At 34.9% G+C, this 18,139-nt stretch carries 21 protein-coding genes; 11 read left to right on the forward strand and 10 right to left on the reverse strand.

Annotated elements, in window-relative coordinates; translation table 11 throughout:
• Positions 1-156 precede the first annotated feature (156 nt).
• A complete protein-coding gene (locus K2F26_RS20220; RefSeq protein ID WP_220609226.1) occupies positions 157-2,190 on the forward strand; it encodes a primary-amine oxidase in 2,034 nt (677 codons plus the stop codon).
• A gap of 284 nt (positions 2,191-2,474) precedes the next feature.
• Positions 2,475-3,044, forward strand: coding sequence for a peptidylprolyl isomerase (locus K2F26_RS20225; RefSeq protein ID WP_220609227.1), 570 nt, complete (start codon positions 2,475-2,477; stop codon positions 3,042-3,044).
• 87 nt (positions 3,045-3,131) lie between these two features.
• Here K2F26_RS20225 and K2F26_RS20230 read toward each other — a convergent pair whose 3' ends face one another.
• Positions 3,132-3,794, reverse strand: a complete 663-nt coding sequence (locus K2F26_RS20230; protein ID WP_220609228.1) for a Uma2 family endonuclease — start codon at positions 3,792-3,794, stop codon at positions 3,132-3,134.
• A gap of 321 nt (positions 3,795-4,115) precedes the next feature.
• Here K2F26_RS20230 and bchB point away from each other — a divergent pair, with 321 nt between their 5' ends.
• From bchB to K2F26_RS20255, 5 genes are all read left to right on the forward strand, one after another.
• Positions 4,116-5,642 carry a ferredoxin:protochlorophyllide reductase (ATP-dependent) subunit B gene (bchB, locus tag K2F26_RS20235; protein ID WP_220609229.1) on the forward strand — a complete coding sequence of 509 codons (1,527 nt, stop codon included), beginning with the start codon at positions 4,116-4,118 and terminating at the stop codon, positions 5,640-5,642.
• Positions 5,643-5,925: 283 nt separating this feature from the next.
• Positions 5,926-6,363 carry a hypothetical protein gene (locus tag K2F26_RS20240; RefSeq protein ID WP_220609230.1) on the forward strand — a complete coding sequence of 146 codons (438 nt, stop codon included), beginning with the start codon at positions 5,926-5,928 and terminating at the stop codon, positions 6,361-6,363.
• 165 nt (positions 6,364-6,528) lie between these two features.
• On the forward strand, positions 6,529-6,684 hold the full coding sequence (locus K2F26_RS20245; protein ID WP_220609231.1) for a ribbon-helix-helix domain-containing protein: 156 nt from the start codon (positions 6,529-6,531) through the stop codon (positions 6,682-6,684).
• A gap of 24 nt (positions 6,685-6,708) precedes the next feature.
• Positions 6,709-7,155: a Tse2 family ADP-ribosyltransferase toxin gene (locus K2F26_RS20250; RefSeq protein WP_220609232.1), complete on the forward strand. Its 447-nt coding sequence runs from the start codon at positions 6,709-6,711 to the stop codon at positions 7,153-7,155.
• 26 nt (positions 7,156-7,181) lie between these two features.
• Positions 7,182-7,685, forward strand: coding sequence for a hypothetical protein (locus tag K2F26_RS20255; protein ID WP_220609233.1), 504 nt, complete (start codon positions 7,182-7,184; stop codon positions 7,683-7,685).
• A 65-nt stretch (positions 7,686-7,750) separates the two neighbouring features.
• On the opposite strand, the gene K2F26_RS20260 is transcribed toward K2F26_RS20255, so the two are convergent.
• Positions 7,751-7,939: a hypothetical protein gene (locus K2F26_RS20260; protein ID WP_220609234.1), complete on the reverse strand. Its 189-nt coding sequence runs from the start codon at positions 7,937-7,939 to the stop codon at positions 7,751-7,753.
• Between the two features lie 122 nt (positions 7,940-8,061).
• On the opposite strand from K2F26_RS20260, the gene K2F26_RS20265 reads away from it, so the two are divergent.
• Both K2F26_RS20265 and K2F26_RS20270 read left to right on the forward strand, forming a co-directional pair.
• The gene (locus K2F26_RS20265; protein WP_220609235.1) at positions 8,062-8,697 is read left to right on the forward strand and encodes a hypothetical protein; all 636 of its coding nucleotides are present in this window, start codon (positions 8,062-8,064) and stop codon (positions 8,695-8,697) included.
• A 3-nt stretch (positions 8,698-8,700) separates the two neighbouring features.
• Positions 8,701-9,429 (forward strand): PIN domain-containing protein, encoded by a 729-nt coding sequence (locus K2F26_RS20270; protein ID WP_220609236.1) that lies wholly within the window; start codon positions 8,701-8,703, stop codon positions 9,427-9,429.
• Positions 9,430-9,515: 86 nt separating this feature from the next.
• Here K2F26_RS20270 and K2F26_RS20275 read toward each other — a convergent pair whose 3' ends face one another.
• The 4 genes from K2F26_RS20275 to K2F26_RS20290 form a co-directional block, all read right to left on the reverse strand.
• Positions 9,516-9,992 carry an ArsC/Spx/MgsR family protein gene (locus K2F26_RS20275; protein WP_220609237.1) on the reverse strand — a complete coding sequence of 159 codons (477 nt, stop codon included), beginning with the start codon at positions 9,990-9,992 and terminating at the stop codon, positions 9,516-9,518.
• 174 nt (positions 9,993-10,166) lie between these two features.
• The gene (locus K2F26_RS20280; RefSeq protein ID WP_220609238.1) at positions 10,167-10,778 is read right to left on the reverse strand and encodes a cysteine dioxygenase family protein; all 612 of its coding nucleotides are present in this window, start codon (positions 10,776-10,778) and stop codon (positions 10,167-10,169) included.
• Positions 10,779-10,796: 18 nt separating this feature from the next.
• Positions 10,797-10,967, reverse strand: a complete 171-nt coding sequence (locus K2F26_RS20285; RefSeq protein WP_220609239.1) for a hypothetical protein — start codon at positions 10,965-10,967, stop codon at positions 10,797-10,799.
• 131 nt (positions 10,968-11,098) lie between these two features.
• Positions 11,099-11,584 carry a hypothetical protein gene (locus K2F26_RS20290; RefSeq protein WP_220609240.1) on the reverse strand — a complete coding sequence of 162 codons (486 nt, stop codon included), beginning with the start codon at positions 11,582-11,584 and terminating at the stop codon, positions 11,099-11,101.
• Positions 11,585-12,344: 760 nt separating this feature from the next.
• Between K2F26_RS20290 and K2F26_RS20295 the strand changes: the two genes are divergently transcribed.
• The gene (locus tag K2F26_RS20295; RefSeq protein ID WP_220609241.1) at positions 12,345-12,983 is read left to right on the forward strand and encodes a serine/threonine-protein kinase; all 639 of its coding nucleotides are present in this window, start codon (positions 12,345-12,347) and stop codon (positions 12,981-12,983) included.
• Positions 12,952-13,215: a formylglycine-generating enzyme family protein gene (locus K2F26_RS20300; RefSeq protein WP_220609242.1), complete on the forward strand. Its 264-nt coding sequence runs from the start codon at positions 12,952-12,954 to the stop codon at positions 13,213-13,215. Before K2F26_RS20295 ends, K2F26_RS20300 begins: the two co-directional genes overlap by 32 nt.
• Positions 13,216-13,542: 327 nt before the next feature.
• Here the strand turns inward: K2F26_RS20300 and K2F26_RS20305 are convergent, their stop codons facing one another.
• The 4 genes from K2F26_RS20305 to K2F26_RS20320 all read right to left on the reverse strand — a co-directional run bounded on the left by K2F26_RS20305 (position 13,543) and on the right by K2F26_RS20320 (position 17,854).
• A complete protein-coding gene (locus K2F26_RS20305) occupies positions 13,543-14,112 on the reverse strand; it encodes a Uma2 family endonuclease (RefSeq protein WP_220609243.1) in 570 nt (189 codons plus the stop codon).
• A gap of 239 nt (positions 14,113-14,351) precedes the next feature.
• Complete coding sequence (locus tag K2F26_RS20310) at positions 14,352-14,948, reverse strand: cytochrome c oxidase subunit 3 (protein ID WP_246605426.1); 597 nt, start codon at positions 14,946-14,948, stop codon at positions 14,352-14,354.
• 152 nt (positions 14,949-15,100) lie between these two features.
• On the reverse strand, positions 15,101-16,753 hold the full coding sequence (gene ctaD / locus K2F26_RS20315) for a cytochrome c oxidase subunit I (protein WP_220609244.1): 1,653 nt from the start codon (positions 16,751-16,753) through the stop codon (positions 15,101-15,103).
• Positions 16,754-16,876: 123 nt separating this feature from the next.
• Positions 16,877-17,854: a cytochrome c oxidase subunit II gene (locus K2F26_RS20320; RefSeq protein ID WP_220609245.1), complete on the reverse strand. Its 978-nt coding sequence runs from the start codon at positions 17,852-17,854 to the stop codon at positions 16,877-16,879.
• Between the last annotated feature and the right edge of the window lie 285 nt (positions 17,855-18,139).

Here is an 18,139-nt window from a genome sequence, read left to right on the forward strand (position 1 = left end):
CAGGTGACAGGTGATATATTTCTGTAGGGGTTTAGCAATGTTAAACCCTTACTATTTATGATTTTTTTATTGCTTTTTAATATTAATTACACTGTTTTTCAGTAAGAGTTTTGAAATCAATAGATATTCACTAACTCTACTTAGTTATCAAACAGTATGTTTTTCAATCTCCATCATTTTCGGCTATTTACAGAAACCAATTATACCTACTACCAAAAGATTTTAAAATTGGCGATCGCCCTCAGCATCTTAATTTTGACCAATTTGTTATTTTCTCATATTACATTTGCTCAAGAATTAAATCAAAAATCATTTATTACCCATCCCCTAAACCCCTTAACAGAAACAGAAATTACCACCGCAGTAGAAGTATTAAAGCAGGAAAAACGATTAAGCGAAACAGCATTTTTTACCATGATTACATTACAAGAACCAGATAAAAAACAAGTTTTGAATTTTCAACATGATCAAAAATTTCCTCGCCGTGTTTTTTTGCAAGTTTATGAACGGGAACACAATAAAACTTTTACAGCAACAGTTGACTTAACAACCAAAACCTTAAATAACTGGCAAGAAATACCTTATGTTCAACCTGCTATTTTACCCGCAGATTATGAAATAGCCAGAGAAATTGTTAAATCTGATCCACTCTGGCAACAAGCAATGAGAAAACGAGGAATTAAAGATTTTAATCAAGTACAAATAAGTTGTTGGGGAGCAGGAATACTAAGTCAAGAAGAAGCAAAAAATGGTAATCGAATTTGTCGTGCCTTATCCTATTATCAAGGTAAACATTGGAATTATTATTCTCGTCCCATCGAAGGAGTTTTAGTCACTGTTGATTTAAATAAAGAAGAAGTTGCTAGTTTTGTTGATCATGGTGTAGTTCCTATTTCCCAAGAAAATTGGGACTATGATATTAAAACTTTCAATAAATTAACACCACCACCTAAACCTTTAAAAATCATTCAACCAGAAGGTACAACCTTCAAAATTCAAGGTAATGAAATTACTTGGCAAGGTTGGCAATTTCGTTATTTAATGCACCCCCGTGAAGGGTTGGTTTTGTATCTGGTTAAATATAACGATGGCGAAAAAATCAGACCTGTTTTATATCGTGGAAGTCTTTCAGAAATGGCAGTTCCTTATGGTGATCCTAATCAAAATTGGTCATTTCGTAACGCCTTTGATGTGGGAGAATACAATATTGGTTTATTAGCAAATCAACTAAAATTAGGTCAAGAAATTCCTGAGAATGGAGTATTATTAAATGCCACCTTTGCTAATGGTGAGGGTGAACCTTATACTATGCCTGGAGTCATAGGAATTTATGAGAGAGATAACGGCGTACTTTGGAAACATTTTGATTTTAACACTCAAAAAAATTATTTTCGTCGTAATCGTGAATTAGTGATGAAAATGATTACAACAGTTGACAACTATGATTATACTTTAAATTGGATATTTCATCAAGATGGAACTTTAGAAATAGAAAATGAATTATCGGGAATTGTGTTAGCTCAAGGCACACCAGACGAAAAACAATCTAGCAATTCTTTGGGAAGATTATTAGCTAAAAATATCTTTGGTGTCAATCATCAGCACTTTTTTAATTATCGCTTAGATTTAGATGTTGATGGACAAAATAATAATGTTATGGAAATGAACGTTAATAATTTACCCATCAGTGAAAAAAATCCTGTAGGAAATGCCATCACAGTTGAAGATACATTATTGAAAACGGAAAAAGAAGCAGTCCGTGATGCAGATATTAAACACAGTCGAGAATGGATGATTACCAGTGCAGATAAAAAGAATCATTTAGGGGTTGCACCTGCATATATATTAATACCTGGAGGAAATACAATTTTGTATGCAGTAGAAGGTGCAAAGATCATAGAAAAAGCCGGTTTTGCAACTCATCATTTTTGGGTGACAAAATATAAATCCGGTGAAATGTATGCAGGTGGTGATTATCCAAATCAAACATCACTTGGAGAAGGTTTACCGCAATATATTGCTGATAATGAATCTTTAGAAAATGAAGATATTATTGTGTGGTACACAATGGGTATAACTCATGTTCCTCGTCCAGAAGATTGGCCTGTAATGCCACGACATCAAGTAAGTTTTAAACTGATGCCCAGGGGATTTTTTCAGAGAAATCCAGCGATTAATTTAGGTGAATAAATCATTTCATATCGATCTATTTTCTCGTTTTTGTCGTTACCTGTCTCTGACAGGTAATAAAATATATGAAGTTCTGCCTCAATAGACATTTGATGAAAATGAATGTAGGGACAATTCATGAATTATCCCTACAAGGGTTTAAGACTACACATATTTAAATTCGGTCGATGTCTAATAGACAAATCGCTAGAGAAATTTTTTTTATCTGTAAACTTGCAATGTGAGTATTAATTAGCCTAGTATATATAAAACACGCGCAGTTTTGAAAAGAGGTTATTTAATTAATGAACTTTCCAGAAATTAACGTTCCCGGTGATGGACAACTTCACGCCCGCTTAACTACTTCCTTGGGTGAAATTGTGGTTAAATTGGAAGAAGATAAAACCCCCAATACTGTTAAAAATTTTGTCGGTTTAGCTACCGGAAACATTGACTGGAAAGATCCTAAAACCGGTGCATCTATGCTTGGTACTCCCGCTTATGATGGCGTTCGCTTTCACCGTGTCATACCCGGTTTTATGATTCAATGCGGTGATCCTTTAAGTCGTTATCCTGATATGTCTCATCGTTGGGGTACTGGTGGACCCGGATATAGATTTGAGGATGAGTTTCATCCTGAATTGAAGCACGATGAACCAGGTATTTTGTCAATGGCTAATGCAGGACCTGGAACTAATGGTTCTCAATGGTTTATTACAGAAGGTCCAACGCCTCATCTTGACAAAAGACACAGTGTTTTTGGTCACGTAGTCACTGGTATGGATGTAGTGAATAAAATTGCTGATGTACGTACAACACGCGATCGCCCTAATCAAGATGTGGTGTTAGAAAAAGTGGAAATTTTCCGCAAGTAATTAAGTAATTTTTTCAGATCCTTGACTTCTTCAAAAAGTTGAGGATCTAACAAATTAGACCTTTGAATCTTGGGAAAGTTGCGAAATTTATTTGTGTTCTCTAGACTGTAAACCAGCTTGTAAAACCTGCAAAACATCAGACATCTTACCTGTTAATAATTCATTTACTGCTAACCATAAACCTGGAAATAAACGACTTTTTAAAATACCATTTTCATCAGCAACTAATTCTAAATATTCACCTTTTTCTAAATAAAACCAAGTTAATTTTTGTTCTAAAACTTGCCAAACAATATACTCTTTCACACCATTACGACGATACGCTTGTTTTTTACCATGTAAATCAATAGCTGCACTACTAGCAGCAATTTCTACTACTAATTCTGGCGCACCTTCAATATAATCATCTTCACTAATTCTAGTTTGTCCACCTGCTTCTGGTGTAATAATCAAAACTGCATCCGGTTGAGGTTCGTTATCGAAGTCTAAACGTACTGTAGGTTCAACTGCTAACTCTACACCAGGAGTTAAAACTTCATAATTGCCAAGCCATGTTAAGATGCGAGCATGAGGTTGACCATGACTTCGGAAACGTAAAGCAGCAGGCATAATATAAACAATTCCTTCGATTAGTTCAGCTTTTTTAACATTAGTTGTACTATCATAACGACGCTCAAATTCATAACGATTAAGTTTATCACCGTTAGTTAAAGGAAAAATAAGAGTAGAAGGAAAGGGTCGTTTAACCATTATTTTTTACTGGATAATTACACCATGAATACATGATAACAAAAAAATACTTTACATATCTCTAAAAACTGATAGAAATATTTATCAAAATATTTATCAAAATATTAAGATTTATTTACTTAAACTATGGAAATATTTTAGCCCTTAACCCCCAAAATCCTATCTATGACTACCTTTGAGTAATGCTAAGATTTGCTAACACCGAGAAGTTAACTTCACTTACTTAAAAAAGCTTATTTGTTGATAGCCAAAACTTTTGCGACAATCCAATTTAATAGGCGAAAACTCATAGTTATTAAAACTATCACAGGAGAAGACCGAATGAAATTAGCTTACTGGATGTATGCTGGACCTGCTCACATTGGTACTTTACGGGTTGCTAGTTCCTTTAAAAATGTTCACGCTATTATGCACGCTCCTTTAGGAGATGACTATTTTAACGTCATGCGTTCGATGTTATCCAGAGAACGTGATTTTACACCAGTTACAGCGAGTATTGTAGATCGTCATGTTTTAGCGCGTGGTTCTCAAGAAAAGGTAGTAGAAAATATCACCCGCAAGGATGCAGAAGAACACCCAGATTTAATTGTTTTAACTCCTACTTGCACATCAAGTATTTTACAAGAAGATTTACAAAACTTTGTAGATCGGGCGCAAATGGATGCAAAAGGTGATGTGTTGTTAGCAGATGTTAATCATTATCGTGTGAATGAACTGCAAGCAGCAGACAGAACTTTACATCAAATTGTCAAATATTACATAGAAAAAGCGCGGAAAAAAGACGAATTACCAACTACAAAAACTGAAAAACCTTCAGTAAATATTATTGGTATTTCTACCTTGGGTTTTCATAATAATCATGATTGCACAGAACTGAAAAAATTAATGGCAGATTTAGGAATTGAAGTTAATGCTGTGATTCCTGAAGGTGCTTCTGTTCATGAATTGAAAAATTTACCAAAAGCGTGGTTTAATTTAGTTCCTTATCGGGAATTGGGGTTATTAACTGCTAATTATTTACAAGAACAATTCGGTACACCTTTTGTAGATATTACCCCGATGGGAGTGGTGGAAACTGCTAGATGTATCCGCAAAATTCAACAAGTAATTAATCAACAAGGTGCGAATGTTGATTATGAGGAATTTATCAACGAACAAACTTTATATGTTTCCCAAGCTGCTTGGTTTTCTCGTTCTATTGACTGTCAAAATTTAACAGGTAAAAAAGCGGTGGTTTTTGGTGATAGTACCCATGCTGCGGCTATTACTAAAATTTTATCAAGAGAAATGGGAATTAAGGTAGTTTGGGCGGGTACTTATTGTAAATATGATGCTGACTGGTTTAGAGAACAGGTAAGCGAATATTGCGATGAGGTTTTAATTACAGAAGATCATGGAGAAATTGGAGATGCGATCGCTCGTGTTGAACCAGCAGCAATTTTCGGTACACAGATGGAACGTCATGTAGGTAAACGTTTAGATATTCCCTGCGGAGTCATTGCAGCACCTATTCATGTGCAAAATTTCCCCATTGGTTACAAACCATTTATGGGTTATGAAGGTACAAATCAAATCACCGATTTAATCTATAATTCCTTCACTTTAGGAATGGAAGATCACCTGTTAGAAATCTTTGGTGGACACGATACAAAAGAGGTAATTACTAAAGGAATTTCTGCGGAATCTGATTTGCATTGGACAAAAGATGGTTTAGCAGAATTGAATAAAATTCCTGGTTTTGTGCGGGGGAAAGTGAAGCGAAATACAGAAAAGTTTGCCCGTGAACGCGGGGTTAAAGATATTTCGGCTGAAGTTTTATATGCAGCTAAGGAGGCTGTAGGAGCTTAGGTTTTGGGGATGAATTAATAATATTAAGGGGTAAGGATTTATTGATGATCTTTACCTCTTAATTTTGTGGTTAAAAATAATTGATAAATACTGATAATTGAAAGACGACAGGGTAACAATATACATCTTTACACCGTCAGTATTAGTTGTAAATTTTTATTTCTATAGCTCTAACATCACATCATCATATCTGATGATATAGTGAGTTCATAACCTATATATCTCTTATTGGTACAATACATGAGGTTATAAAATAACAATCACTATTCAGAAACTCAACTCTATGTATATTCTCAATGAATCGTCTATTGCTCATACCTTTTGTGAGCCTACTGCTATTACAGCCTATATTGGCTCATTATCAAAGTCCTATGAAACAATTTTACATCCTGCTTTGGCGAAATATTTATCAACTATTGAATATGAGCTAAGTAGTAAAAAATACTTAGCAGGATTAATCTATGTCCCAAACTATCTTGATGAATTAGAAGACAATTTCATACGAGTTAGATGTGACAAGCATTTATATGCTGAGGAAGATATACTAGAAAAACTATGGATAATGACCAAGGAAGAACCAACTAAAGCTGTACAGGTGAATGCACTTGTCGAGGCTTTTGGATATGAGAAGCGTATTGTAAGTTCACCAGGTTACGGTAAATTTCACCTGACGAATATTCGCATTGGTAGCCAACTCAGAGAATTATACACTTTTACGTAAGAGTATGTTGCAAAAGTTTTCAGCAAGTGATTTTGATGATGCCCATTGGTTTAACATTAAACGAATCATCCTTGTAAATTTTTATTACTAAAACTATAACATCACATCATATCATCATATCTCATAATATGATGACATCAAAACCTATATATCTCTAATCAGTTAATGAGTAAAAAACTTAACGCCATAATTCCTGATGAAACATGGCAAGCATTAGAAGAAATTGCCAAAAAAGAACAAAGAACCAAAAGCCAAATGGCCGCGATTTTGCTAGGGGAAGCACTAGCTAACCGTCAACAACAACAACAGAAAACATCATAAGTGTACTCTTTGTAATATTAAACAATGGTAAAACTCTACTATAGAGGTATGATGGATGAAAATGGTCAGCCCAAAATCGGTCGCTCTGCCAGACTATTAGGAGTTAGAATAGGCATTGATATAAATGTTGAACAAATGCCTTTAGGTTATCTGGATCAGCAAGGCTATTTATTAATAGAGTCACATCGTGAATCTTATGGAGAAATAGTTGCTGTTGCTATTAAAGATACAAAAGGAATGTCTGTTTCTCTATCAATTGAAAGTTTACCAGCAAATCGCAAACCAGCCAAATTTGGCGGAATTGGCAAAGATCCTTTATGGCAAATTGATGACAGTAACATCACTGGAGATTTACAAGCTATTCAGGATAGTCCAACTCACGTTAGTATTTTACCAAGAGTTACAATGTTATTAGAAAAATATGAATTAGCCTTAGCAAATACCCAAAAATATTGGCAAAGAGTTGATTAAAATTATAACTACAGGAGGCTAGAAATATGGCTTGGATATTTAGTTTATCAGCAGAATGTGGTGATAAAACGAGTGCTGAGGTTTTAGCTCTCCATTTTGAAATACAGCAGACGCAGTTCATAGGGTCAAAAAAATGCCAAGTTAGTGCAGACATTTTTCAAGATATAGAAAATAACTGGTGGTGTCGGGTTTGTTCAGATAATATTAGTTGTGTGGGCATAGATAATCCTGAGAGTGCTAATCTAATGACAGAATTAGGTCTTCGGCTCTACAGTGATCTAAGTTTTTTTAGTAAGTTCCCCCATATTAAATTCCGCTATGCTTTAGTTGGTGTAGAAGTTGATGAATTTAGAACCTATAGTGAACTGATAGAAGACTTACCTAATTTATCTATTCCTGGATTAGTTTTATCTACAGAACTGACACAGGGATTAGAAACATTATCAGGTTTCCAAGAATTTAGTTCTGGTTATATTTGGCAACCCTATAAAGGAGAAGTTTATCATACATCAATGGCTATCCAGACTTAAAACCATGAAAATAGCCACCTTATTACAATGCGTAGAACTAAAACAAGATGTTCCTAACAGACTTGTTAAAGCTCTCTAGATGTAGTTTCTGTTCCTATTTCCTGGGTTAACCTTCTTCCTGAAAGTTGGGGAAATGTTGAATATAATGCCAGACAAACAGCTTCAATTCTACTGACATTTTGCATCAATAACCGCCTCATAATTAATTCTGACGCTAATAACAAAAGTCGTCTCAAGACGACTAGAATAATCATTGAGTCCGTTTTAACGGACTTCGACTATTAGACTGGCAATTAATTCCCAGACGGGTTAGAAAGCTAACTGAATAAAAAATATGCTATTCTATTTTTAGTAATTGTTCCTTATTACAATCACTATGAAAAAGTTTCGAGATTTATATATATACCTAAATAGCTATAATATTGACCAATTAATCAAACATTTAACCGATAATTGTACAAATAATTGGTCAAGAGCTTACGAACGCGAAAAAAACGCAGTTCTCTTAGAAGAAAAAGCCTATTATTTTGAACATACCACAGGAGATGGTTTAGAAGCTGCTGGTTTAATACTTTTCCAAAAAGATGCAAATACTTGGTTTGTATCTAATATTGTACCAACAGCCAAAGGTCAATTATCTATTGATGAATACAACCAAATTTTAGTAAACTTCTTTGAAACAATTGTACAACCTGCAATTAAAAATACTTCTGTAACAGCAGAATTAACAAACGATCAAGAATTTATTGAAAATCTGATCGGTAATGATGCAGCAGCATTATTAAATCAATTTGCTACTTATGCAAATAAATTTACCTTTACCTCCCATCCTTTAGATAGAAAAAGATGGTTTGACTTCATCCTAAAAGTGAATGCTAAAGGTGTAAAATTAGATCCTAATTTATTGAGTGTCTCCTTAATTGAAAAAGGATGGTCAAAAGAAGCAGTAGATAAATTAGTCACAGAATACGAATTTGCAGATGCTTTATTGAACTATACAAAAGGACAATGATGAATGTTTATTAGTTCAACAGAGCTAAGTGAAGTTATTATTTCTGCACCTGCACCAGTTTTATTTTTAGACACTTGCATAATTTTAGATATCATCCGTTCTCCATTCAGAGATAATATATCTACTAACGAAATATCAGCATCTTTAAAATTAATTCGTAAAGCACAAGCAAATAATCGTAATCTGTGGTTAGTGACAAATGAAATTGTCTATACGGAATGGAAAGAAAATATAGAACCTGTCAAAAATGAACTTACAGAAGAAATCAAAAAAGCAGAACTAACAAGAGAGAAAATGGTTAATGCTGCAAATATTATTTTTGATTTTAATCATGATTTTGGGCAAATCATAAAAACTCTAAATCTCCCTGAACATCTAGGAAATCTTTCCAAAAGTCTCCTAGATAAATGTGAGAAAATAGCAATAGATGATTCTCATTATGTAGAAGCAATGAAGAGAATTAATAAATGTGACGCTCCTGCTCAAAAAGGTAAAAATTCAGCTAAAGACTGTCAGATATTTGCGGCTTTTTTAGATATCGGTAAGCAATTGAGAAATAAAAATTTTCAGAACAATATTTGCTTTATCACTACAAATTTTCAAGATTATGGAAAACCCAATGCTCCCAAATCACCTATTGATCAAGAGCTTGTTAGTATTAATGCCAAATACTTAAATAAATTAGAATGGGGTTTAGCTATTGTTGAAAGTAAAAGCAATTATGCGAGATAATAATAAAAGTCGTCTAAAGACGACTATAATCATCTCATATTTACAATCTTTAATCCGTTGATGGGTTTCTACAAAAATTTCCATCATTAACCGTGATTTTTACAACTACCTTCCCCATGATGGTGGTGTTCGTGATTATTTCCATGAGCGCAACCTTGTAAGTCTTGCTGCATTAAATTTTCACTCATCGCTTTAAAAGACTCATCCACGGGTTTTAAACCTATCCATGCGTCGATTTTTTCCACATCAAAACCTACTTCTCTTTGTTCCCCTACTTCTAATAAAGGACGACGGATCAATAGGGGATCTCTCAACATCATCATTAAAGCGGTTTCTGCGTCAACATTTTCCGGGTTTACCTCTCCTGATTTTATGCTAGGTGCAGCTTTGTTGAACCATTCAATCACGGGGCGATCGCCAAAAAATGATTTTAATCTTTCTTTTGTCCAAGGTTCTGTTAATAAGCTATATGCTATCACTTGATGACCTGCTGCTGTGAGTAATACTTTCTGTCTGGTGTTGTTTTTACAGCCTGGTTTTTCATAGAAAATTACTCTGGCCATTGTTGTTTCTCCTATAGGTTTCAAGTTTGATTTCTGGATGGACAATCATTAAACGCAGATGAACGCAGATAAACGCAGATGAAAGATAAATCATTAATTTAGGATTCTATATTTCTGACAATAATCTGTGATTGCTATTTTTACAACTACATTTAAAGTTTATTTAAAACTTATTTAAAATTTCTTAGCAATATGATTAATAACATCAAATTCAAATCTTTCTTTAGGGTTGGTTTCACCATAAATATTAAAAGTTACTGTAGGTTCATTACCAAGAGATTGAACTTGATGTATAGTCTCCGGTGTAAAACTAATTAAGTCACCTGGATATAAATCTAGTTCTCCTACTTTTTCAATTTTATCAGGAAATTCGGCTGTGGGATTACGTCGCCAAAATGTGTTTTTTTCCTGACCTTTTAAAATAGCAACTATTCCCCAAGTTCCATGATTATGAATATTAGAAGTTGTTCCTGGTGCAAATGTGACTGTTTGCACAGTTAAAGGAAATCCTAATTCATCGTATAATAATAAAACTGATGTTCCGGTTTTAGAATCTGGTTCTAAATTTTGACTTTGTACCCAATAGGAATTAATAATTAATCGCCTTACTAACATTCTCAGTTGAGGAAGAAAAATAGATTCCTCTTCAACTTGATTGAGAACATCTTCTACTTCTGTAAGAAACCGATAAAGGCGATAATTATCACGTAATAAATCCCATTCTCTTGCGGATTTACAAATTTGATGTTTTCCATCTCCAGAGATAAACCAATCCTGAACTTGCATAATTTATATCGTATCAATCTAGAGTGTAAATTGTGAATATCTGGGTAAAAAAACCATAGGAGGATTAGCTTGAGGATTTCTAATTTCAGGAATTTTCGGATTTTCCGGTTGTCCTGGTAAAATAATGGTATTATTGCTAGATGCTGATAAGTTGAAATAGGGAATTTTTACAGAAAACCAAGTGTTCATAGTTAGTGATTGGTGATTGGTGATTGGTGATTGGTGATTGGTGATTGGTGATTGGTGATTGGTGATTGGTGACTAGGGAGAATTAATTTAAAAGTCAAATATTCTGTTCCCTGTTCCCTAAGAATTACAAATTATTCATCTTCTTCTGGGGGACGGGTTAAAATGTCGAAAAGAATACTAGCACCAAAATCATTTTTATTATCAATACCTTGAATTTTGGTACTGATTTCTTTAGCTTCTTCTAATTTTCCTAGTTTAGCTACAACTAAACCAGAAGCAGCATAAGCATTTAAGAATAATCTGATATTGGGTTCTTCTTTTCTTAGTTTTAGTATCGGTTGCAGTTCTTCCCAATTATCAGGTAAATTCTCTATTTCTTTGATTTTAGCAATTATTTTTTCGGCTGTTGTCAGTGCTAAACCATAATTATTTTTGTAATAAAAATATCTGTAAGCTGCTACTAAAACATCTGTATTTTCTCCGGTTTTAGCTAAAGCTTGCTGCATATATTTGGCAGATTCTTCTGTATTTTCCCAGTTTTTAGCGGCTAATATTAATAGTTCTTTGACTTCATCGGATACATCAAACCAGGAGAATTTGTTGCTGTTGGTTTGCATAATTTTGAAACATGATAATTTGTCAGCATTAGGATTTACAATATTGAAATCTTTACAGTATTTTCAAGATATTGATTTTGTCTGAATCAGGATATCCAGGATTTGAGGATTTTCAAGATGTTGATTTTGTCTGAATCAGGATATCCAGGATTTGAGGATTTTCAGGATGTAATTTACTCATTACCTATTACCCATTACCTATTACCCATTACCTATTACAACTCTAATTTATTTTATAGCATGGACTAGACGTAATTGTGTAAATTTTATATTATCTCAATATCTATCTCGAAACATAATAAATAATTAACCAAAATCATAACTTACACACAAATAATACCATCCTGAAAATCCTTAAATCCTGGATATCCTGATTCAGACAAATACTTAAATCATCAAATCACCACCAACCATTAAACACTATCATCCTGAAAATCCTTAAATCCTGGAAATCCTGATTCAGACAAATACTTAAATCATCAAATCACCACCAACCATTAAACACTATCATCCTGAAAATCCTTAAATCCTGGAAATCCTGATTCAGACAAATACTTAAATCATCAAATCACCACCAACCATTAAACACTATCATCCTGAAAATCCTTAAATCCTGGAAATCCTGATTCAGACAAATACTTAAATCATCAAATCACCACCAACCATTAAACACTATCATCCTGAAAATCCTTAAATCCTGGAAATCCTGATTCAGACAGTGGTATGTTATAATCATGGCTAGATATACCCAGCAACTACCATGAGTCAATGTCTCAATCCTGACTGTCTTTACCAAAATCCCCCAGGTACTAATTTTTGTGTAAGTTGCGGTGCTAAAATCATCTTAGATGATCGTTATCTCCCCCTGAAATTTATCGGAGAAGGTGGTTTTGGACGCACTTTTCAAGCTGTAGATATCAAAAGATTAAATACACCCTGTGTCATTAAACAATTTTTACCCCAACAAGCAGGAAGTTCATCTTTACAAAAAGCAACGGAATTATTTCAACAAGAAGCTCAACGACTGCAAGAGTTAGGTAAACATCCGCAAATACCCGACTTACTCGCTTTCTTTTCTCAAGATGGTAGATTGTATTTAATTCAGGAATTTATTGATGGACAAAATTTACTGCAAGAGTTAAAAACTCAAGGTCTATTAAATGAACCCCAAATCAAAAATATTTTAACAGAATTATTGCCAGTTTTGCAATTTATTCATGACAATAATGTAATTCATCGAGATATTAAACCAGAAAATATTCTCAGAAGTAAAACCGGTCAATTATTCTTAATTGATTTTGGTGTTTCTAAAGAAACCAGTGGTAGTATTTTAACTAGAGTGGGAACTATTACCGGAACTCCTGGATATGCACCACCAGAACAATTTTGGTTTGTATGATATGCACGGGAATGTTTGGGAATGGTGTGCAGATGACTGGCACGACAATTATATAAACGCGCCTACTGATGGCAATGCTTGGATTTGTAAAAGCGATAAAAATGTTATACGTGGCGGTTCTTGGTTTAACGCTGCTTTGTGCTGTCGGTCTAATTTTCGCTCTGGGAATTTGCGTGGCGGTAGTAACCAAATCACTGGTTTTCGGGTTGTATTGTCCTCCAGAAACTTGTAGTCCTTTATACTGTTCCTCTTTTAACCTCTACCCTTTTTCCTTTTCTCTTTCCCCATCATCGTCAGGCAATCATTTTTTCGCGTTTTTTGAAGTGCGGTATTTGGGGTTAGGGTTATTTGATTTTGGGTTTGGGAATTTTAATTGGTAATAATATAGGCATTATATTGATGATGATAGATAATTCAGGGATTGTCAAGGGGTTATTTGTCAGAATCAGGATGTCCAGGATTTAAGGATTTTCAGGATGTGATTTAACGACGCAAAGATACCCGACTTCTGTGAGAAATTTATCATGAATTAGAGGATTGATATAAATAAATCGGGGATCTAATCAAAAACAACACCACGATAAATTTCTGCTATTGGTAATTCAACCCCAATTGACTCTAAAGAAATAGATGTTTCTAAATTATTAAAATCACTTAATAACCAACCTTGAGATTGTTTACTGTATTTTTCTATAAAAACTTCGTCTTGTGCAACTAATAAATATTCACAAAAACTGCTAATTGAACGATACATTGTAAACTTGTCTTTGTGGTCATAATCTGCCGTAGAAGGGGATAATACTTCTATAATTAGGGTAGGATTTAAAACTTCATCGTTGCGATTTTCATTTAATTGTGGTTCACCATCAAAAACCATCACATCTGGATATAAACCCCTTTTATATTCAGGTATCCATAAACGTAAATCACTATTAATTGGTTCAAACTGACTATCACGGAGAAGATATGTAAGATATGCTAAAATATTACCACCGATACGACTATGGTTGAGTGTTACTCCCTGTATTGGTACAATTTCCCCATCATGATATTCGTTGCGTCTTTCTGACTTTTCTTCAATAGCGCGATATTCATCTAAACTATAACGACGCTCAACAGTGGTAATCATTATACTGTCACCGATTATATTGAAGTCATTATGATTATAGCAGAATTACGGCTAATTGTCAGAATCAGGATATCCAGGATTTAAGGATTTTCAGGATTTTAATTGTCAGAATCAGGATATCCAGGATTTAAGGATTTTCAGGATGTGATTGGATGATGTTTTCACAGTTGTGAAAAATGTATGATCAGGGAAAAGGTAAAGAGTGAATAATTACCCATTACCCATTACCCATTACCAACTTAAAAAGCATTCATGAGATAAACCAAAGTAAAAAGAATAATCCAAATTATATCAACAAAGTGCCAGTAAATTTCCGCCATTTCAATTCCTGTGTGTTTCATGGAATTATAATGATTGGGACGGAAAGAACGCACAAAAACACCTAAAATTAATAACAGTCCCACAAATACATGAAGTCCGTGAAAACCTGTCATTAAATAAAAGCAGTTAGCGAAAACATTGGTGGTTAAACCATAACCTAAGTTCATGTATTCATAAACTTGTCCTGCTAGGAATACAGCACCCATCAAAAAAGTGATAAAATACCAAAACCGCATCCAACCAACACTATTTTTTTTGATTGCTTTATCACCGAAATGAATGATAAAACTACTGGAAACGAGGATGATGGTGTTAATGGTGGGTACTAATAATTCTACTTCTGTTCCTTCTGGTGGCCAGACTGCGGTAGTACCTTTAAAAAATAAGTAGGTGGCAAAAAATCCACCAAACATTAATGATTCGGAAATTAAAAAAGTTAGTAGTCCCCAAACTCTTAAATCTGGGTGTTGTTCGTGTGCTGTTGTGTGATGTTCGTTGGTTGTAATTGCTGTCATGATGTTTATTGGTAATTGGTAATTGGTAATTGGTAATTGGTAATTGGTAATTGGTAATTGGTAATTGGTAATTGGTGATTGGTGATTGGTGATTGGGAATAAATAATTATCTATTCACTGTCACCTGTCACCTGTCACCTGTCACCTGTCACCTATTCTTCTCTATGGCCATAGTCGTATGGTCCATGAGTGACTATGGGTAAAACTTCCCAGTTTTCAATGATTGGGGGGGAACTGGTGGTCCATTCTAAGCTCAATGCTTCCCAGGGGTTATCTCCTGCAAATTCTCCTTTTAGCCAGCTATTAATGATGTTGTAAGCGAAGGGAATGACGGAAATACCCAAAATGAATGCTCCAATGGTGCAAAGTTGGTTTAAGCTGGTAAATTGGGGGTCATACATGGCTACTCGGCGTGGCATTCCTTGTAATCCGAGTTCGTGCATGGGTAAAAATGTTAAGTTTGTGCCGATGAATGTCAAAGCAAAGTGAACTCTTCCCCAGGTTTCGTTGATCATTCTGCCGGTGATTTTGGGAAACCAATGATAGATTCCTGCGTAAATTCCAAAGACTGATCCACCAAATAAAACGTAGTGGAAATGAGCGACTACATAATAGGTATCGTGAACGTGAACGTCAAAGGGTGCTGTTCCCATTGTTACGCCGCTTAAACCACCCATGACGAACATTGATAATAAACCAATGGCGAATAACATGGCGCTGGTAAAACGAATTTTTCCACCCCATAAAGTTGCTACCCAACCGAATATTTTGACTCCTGTGGGAACGGCTACTATTAATGTGGAAATGGTGAAGAACATTCGCATCCATCCGGGTGTTCCACTGGTGAACATATGGTGTACCCACACGAATAAACCAACGACACAAATAGCAACACTGGAATAGGCGATCGCTTTATATCCAAATATCGGTTTCCGTGCATGAACGGGAATTACTTCTGACATGATCCCAAAAATTGGTAGGATCATTAAGTAAACTGCGGGGTGGGAATAAAACCAGAATAAATGTTGGTAAATAATGACGTTACCACCTGCATCTGGTTTGAAGAATGATGTCCCAAAGTTAATATCAAAGAGCAGTAAAATTAATCCTGCTGCTAATACTGGTGTAGATAAAAGTGCCAGGATGGATGTTGCTAAAATTGCCCAACAAAATAAAGGAATTTGATCCCATTTCATGCTGGGAACTTTCATCATTAAAATGGTGATGACGAAGTTTATTGATCCTAAAATTGAGGATGTTCCTACTAAGACTATCGCTAAGATCCACATTGTTTGTGCGGTGTTAGCGGTGATTAAACTTAGTGGTGGGTAAGCGGTCCATCCAGATTGAGAACCACCAAAAAAGAAGCTGCCTAATAATAGTAATCCTGCGGGGGGGTTTAACCAAAAAGCAATGGCATTTAATTTGGGAAATGCCATATCTCTAGCACCCACCATTAAGGGTACTAAATAATTGCCAAAACCCCCGATAGCACTGGGAACAATCCATAAGAAAATCATGATTGTTCCGTGATTTGTCATGAAGGCATTATACAGATTTGGATCAAGTAAATCTGCTTCTGGTGTCGCTAACTCGGTGCGGATAGCCACAGCCATTAAACCACCAATTAAATAAAATATAAATGCTGTCACCAAATATTGAATACCAATCACTTTGTGATCAATATTAAATGTGAAATAATCATACCATTTCCACGCTTGGAGATGTTGAGTATGGGCAACCAGTAAAGTCTTTTGTTGACTATTATCTGGTGGATGATTGGGTGAAAATTCTGTTTGTGTCATGCGATTTTAGATTTTGGATTTTGGATTTTGGATTTTCAGGAGTCAGGAGTCAGGAGTCAGGAGTCAGGAGTCAGGAGTCAGGATAATTAAGAATAAATCATCAGATCATTTCTTTCCTATTCCCTATTCCCTATTCCCTTCTTCTACTAATGACTGAATATTTTCTGCACTGATTCCCATTTCCTGAATATAAGGTTCAAGAAATTCAGCAGTTGTTAAATTAGCAGGATTGACTGCTATAATTTGCAGTGGTTCTTGTTTTTGTGCTACCTGATTTTCGGTTAACCAGTTATTAAAATCTTCTGGACTGTGAACTACAACTTGTGTCCGCATTGAACCATGATAACCACCACATAATTCTGCACAAACTACGGGATATCTTCCTGGTTTTGTGGCTACAAATCTTAATTCTGTGGGTACACCAGGAATTGCATCTTGTTTTAACCGAAATTGGGGAACCCAGAAGGAATGAATTACATCATCTGCGGATAAATTTAACTGCACATCTGCACCGACAGGAACATGAAGTTCTCCCGCAGTTATACCAGTTTCAGGATAGTTAAATAACCACGCAAATTGTATTCCTTTAACATCAACTACCAAGTCTGCTGGGTTATTTTTAGTTTGGGGACTTGCACCGATGCCAATATTAGGAGCAGCTAAAGTTTGAGAATTATCATTCATACTAGCCGCCATTGCCGTACCAGAAACATGAGCAACATGATGAGGATGAGTACCTGGTTCTAAACCTCCCATTTGGTTATAAACATCCACACTGTAGATACCTAAACCAATGACAATGACGCTAGGAATAGCTGTCCAAAATATTTCTAATGCTAAGTTGCCTTCTATCGGTACACCATCACTATTGTCTCCAGTACGACGACGGTAGACAAATAGGAAAATTAAGATTGTGCCTTCGACTATTAAAAATAGTGCGATCGCAATGGTAAACATGACATTAAAAAATCCGTCTACCAAAGGCGCTTGTTGTGATGCTTGCTCTGGTAATAAATGATGATGTTGACCTATCCAAATACTAATAGGAGCAATGAACATCCCCGCTAACAGTGTCCACAATGACACAGGAACTTTTTGCATACTACCCACTCTTTATCAATTAACAATTATCAGTGGAAGTCGGGTGCCGGGTATGGGTCTTAGAAGAAGAAAAATTCATTCTTAAACATGAGATACCATTCTCTTCTTACTGTCACCTGTCACCTTTTTTCCTGACTCCTGACTCCTCAATTTTTACTTATTACCGTTCTAACTTGTAAGTCATCAAAATTGGGTAAACTTCCAGATTTTTTCACATCTTTCTCACAAATATTACAAAAATATTACAAATTATATTTTTTCTCCTGTTTACCTTGACTCAAAAAC

Origin of the sequence: Sphaerospermopsis torques-reginae ITEP-024 (genome assembly GCF_019598945.1) — a bacterium.
Classification (GTDB): Bacteria; Cyanobacteriota; Cyanobacteriia; order Cyanobacteriales; family Nostocaceae; genus Sphaerospermopsis.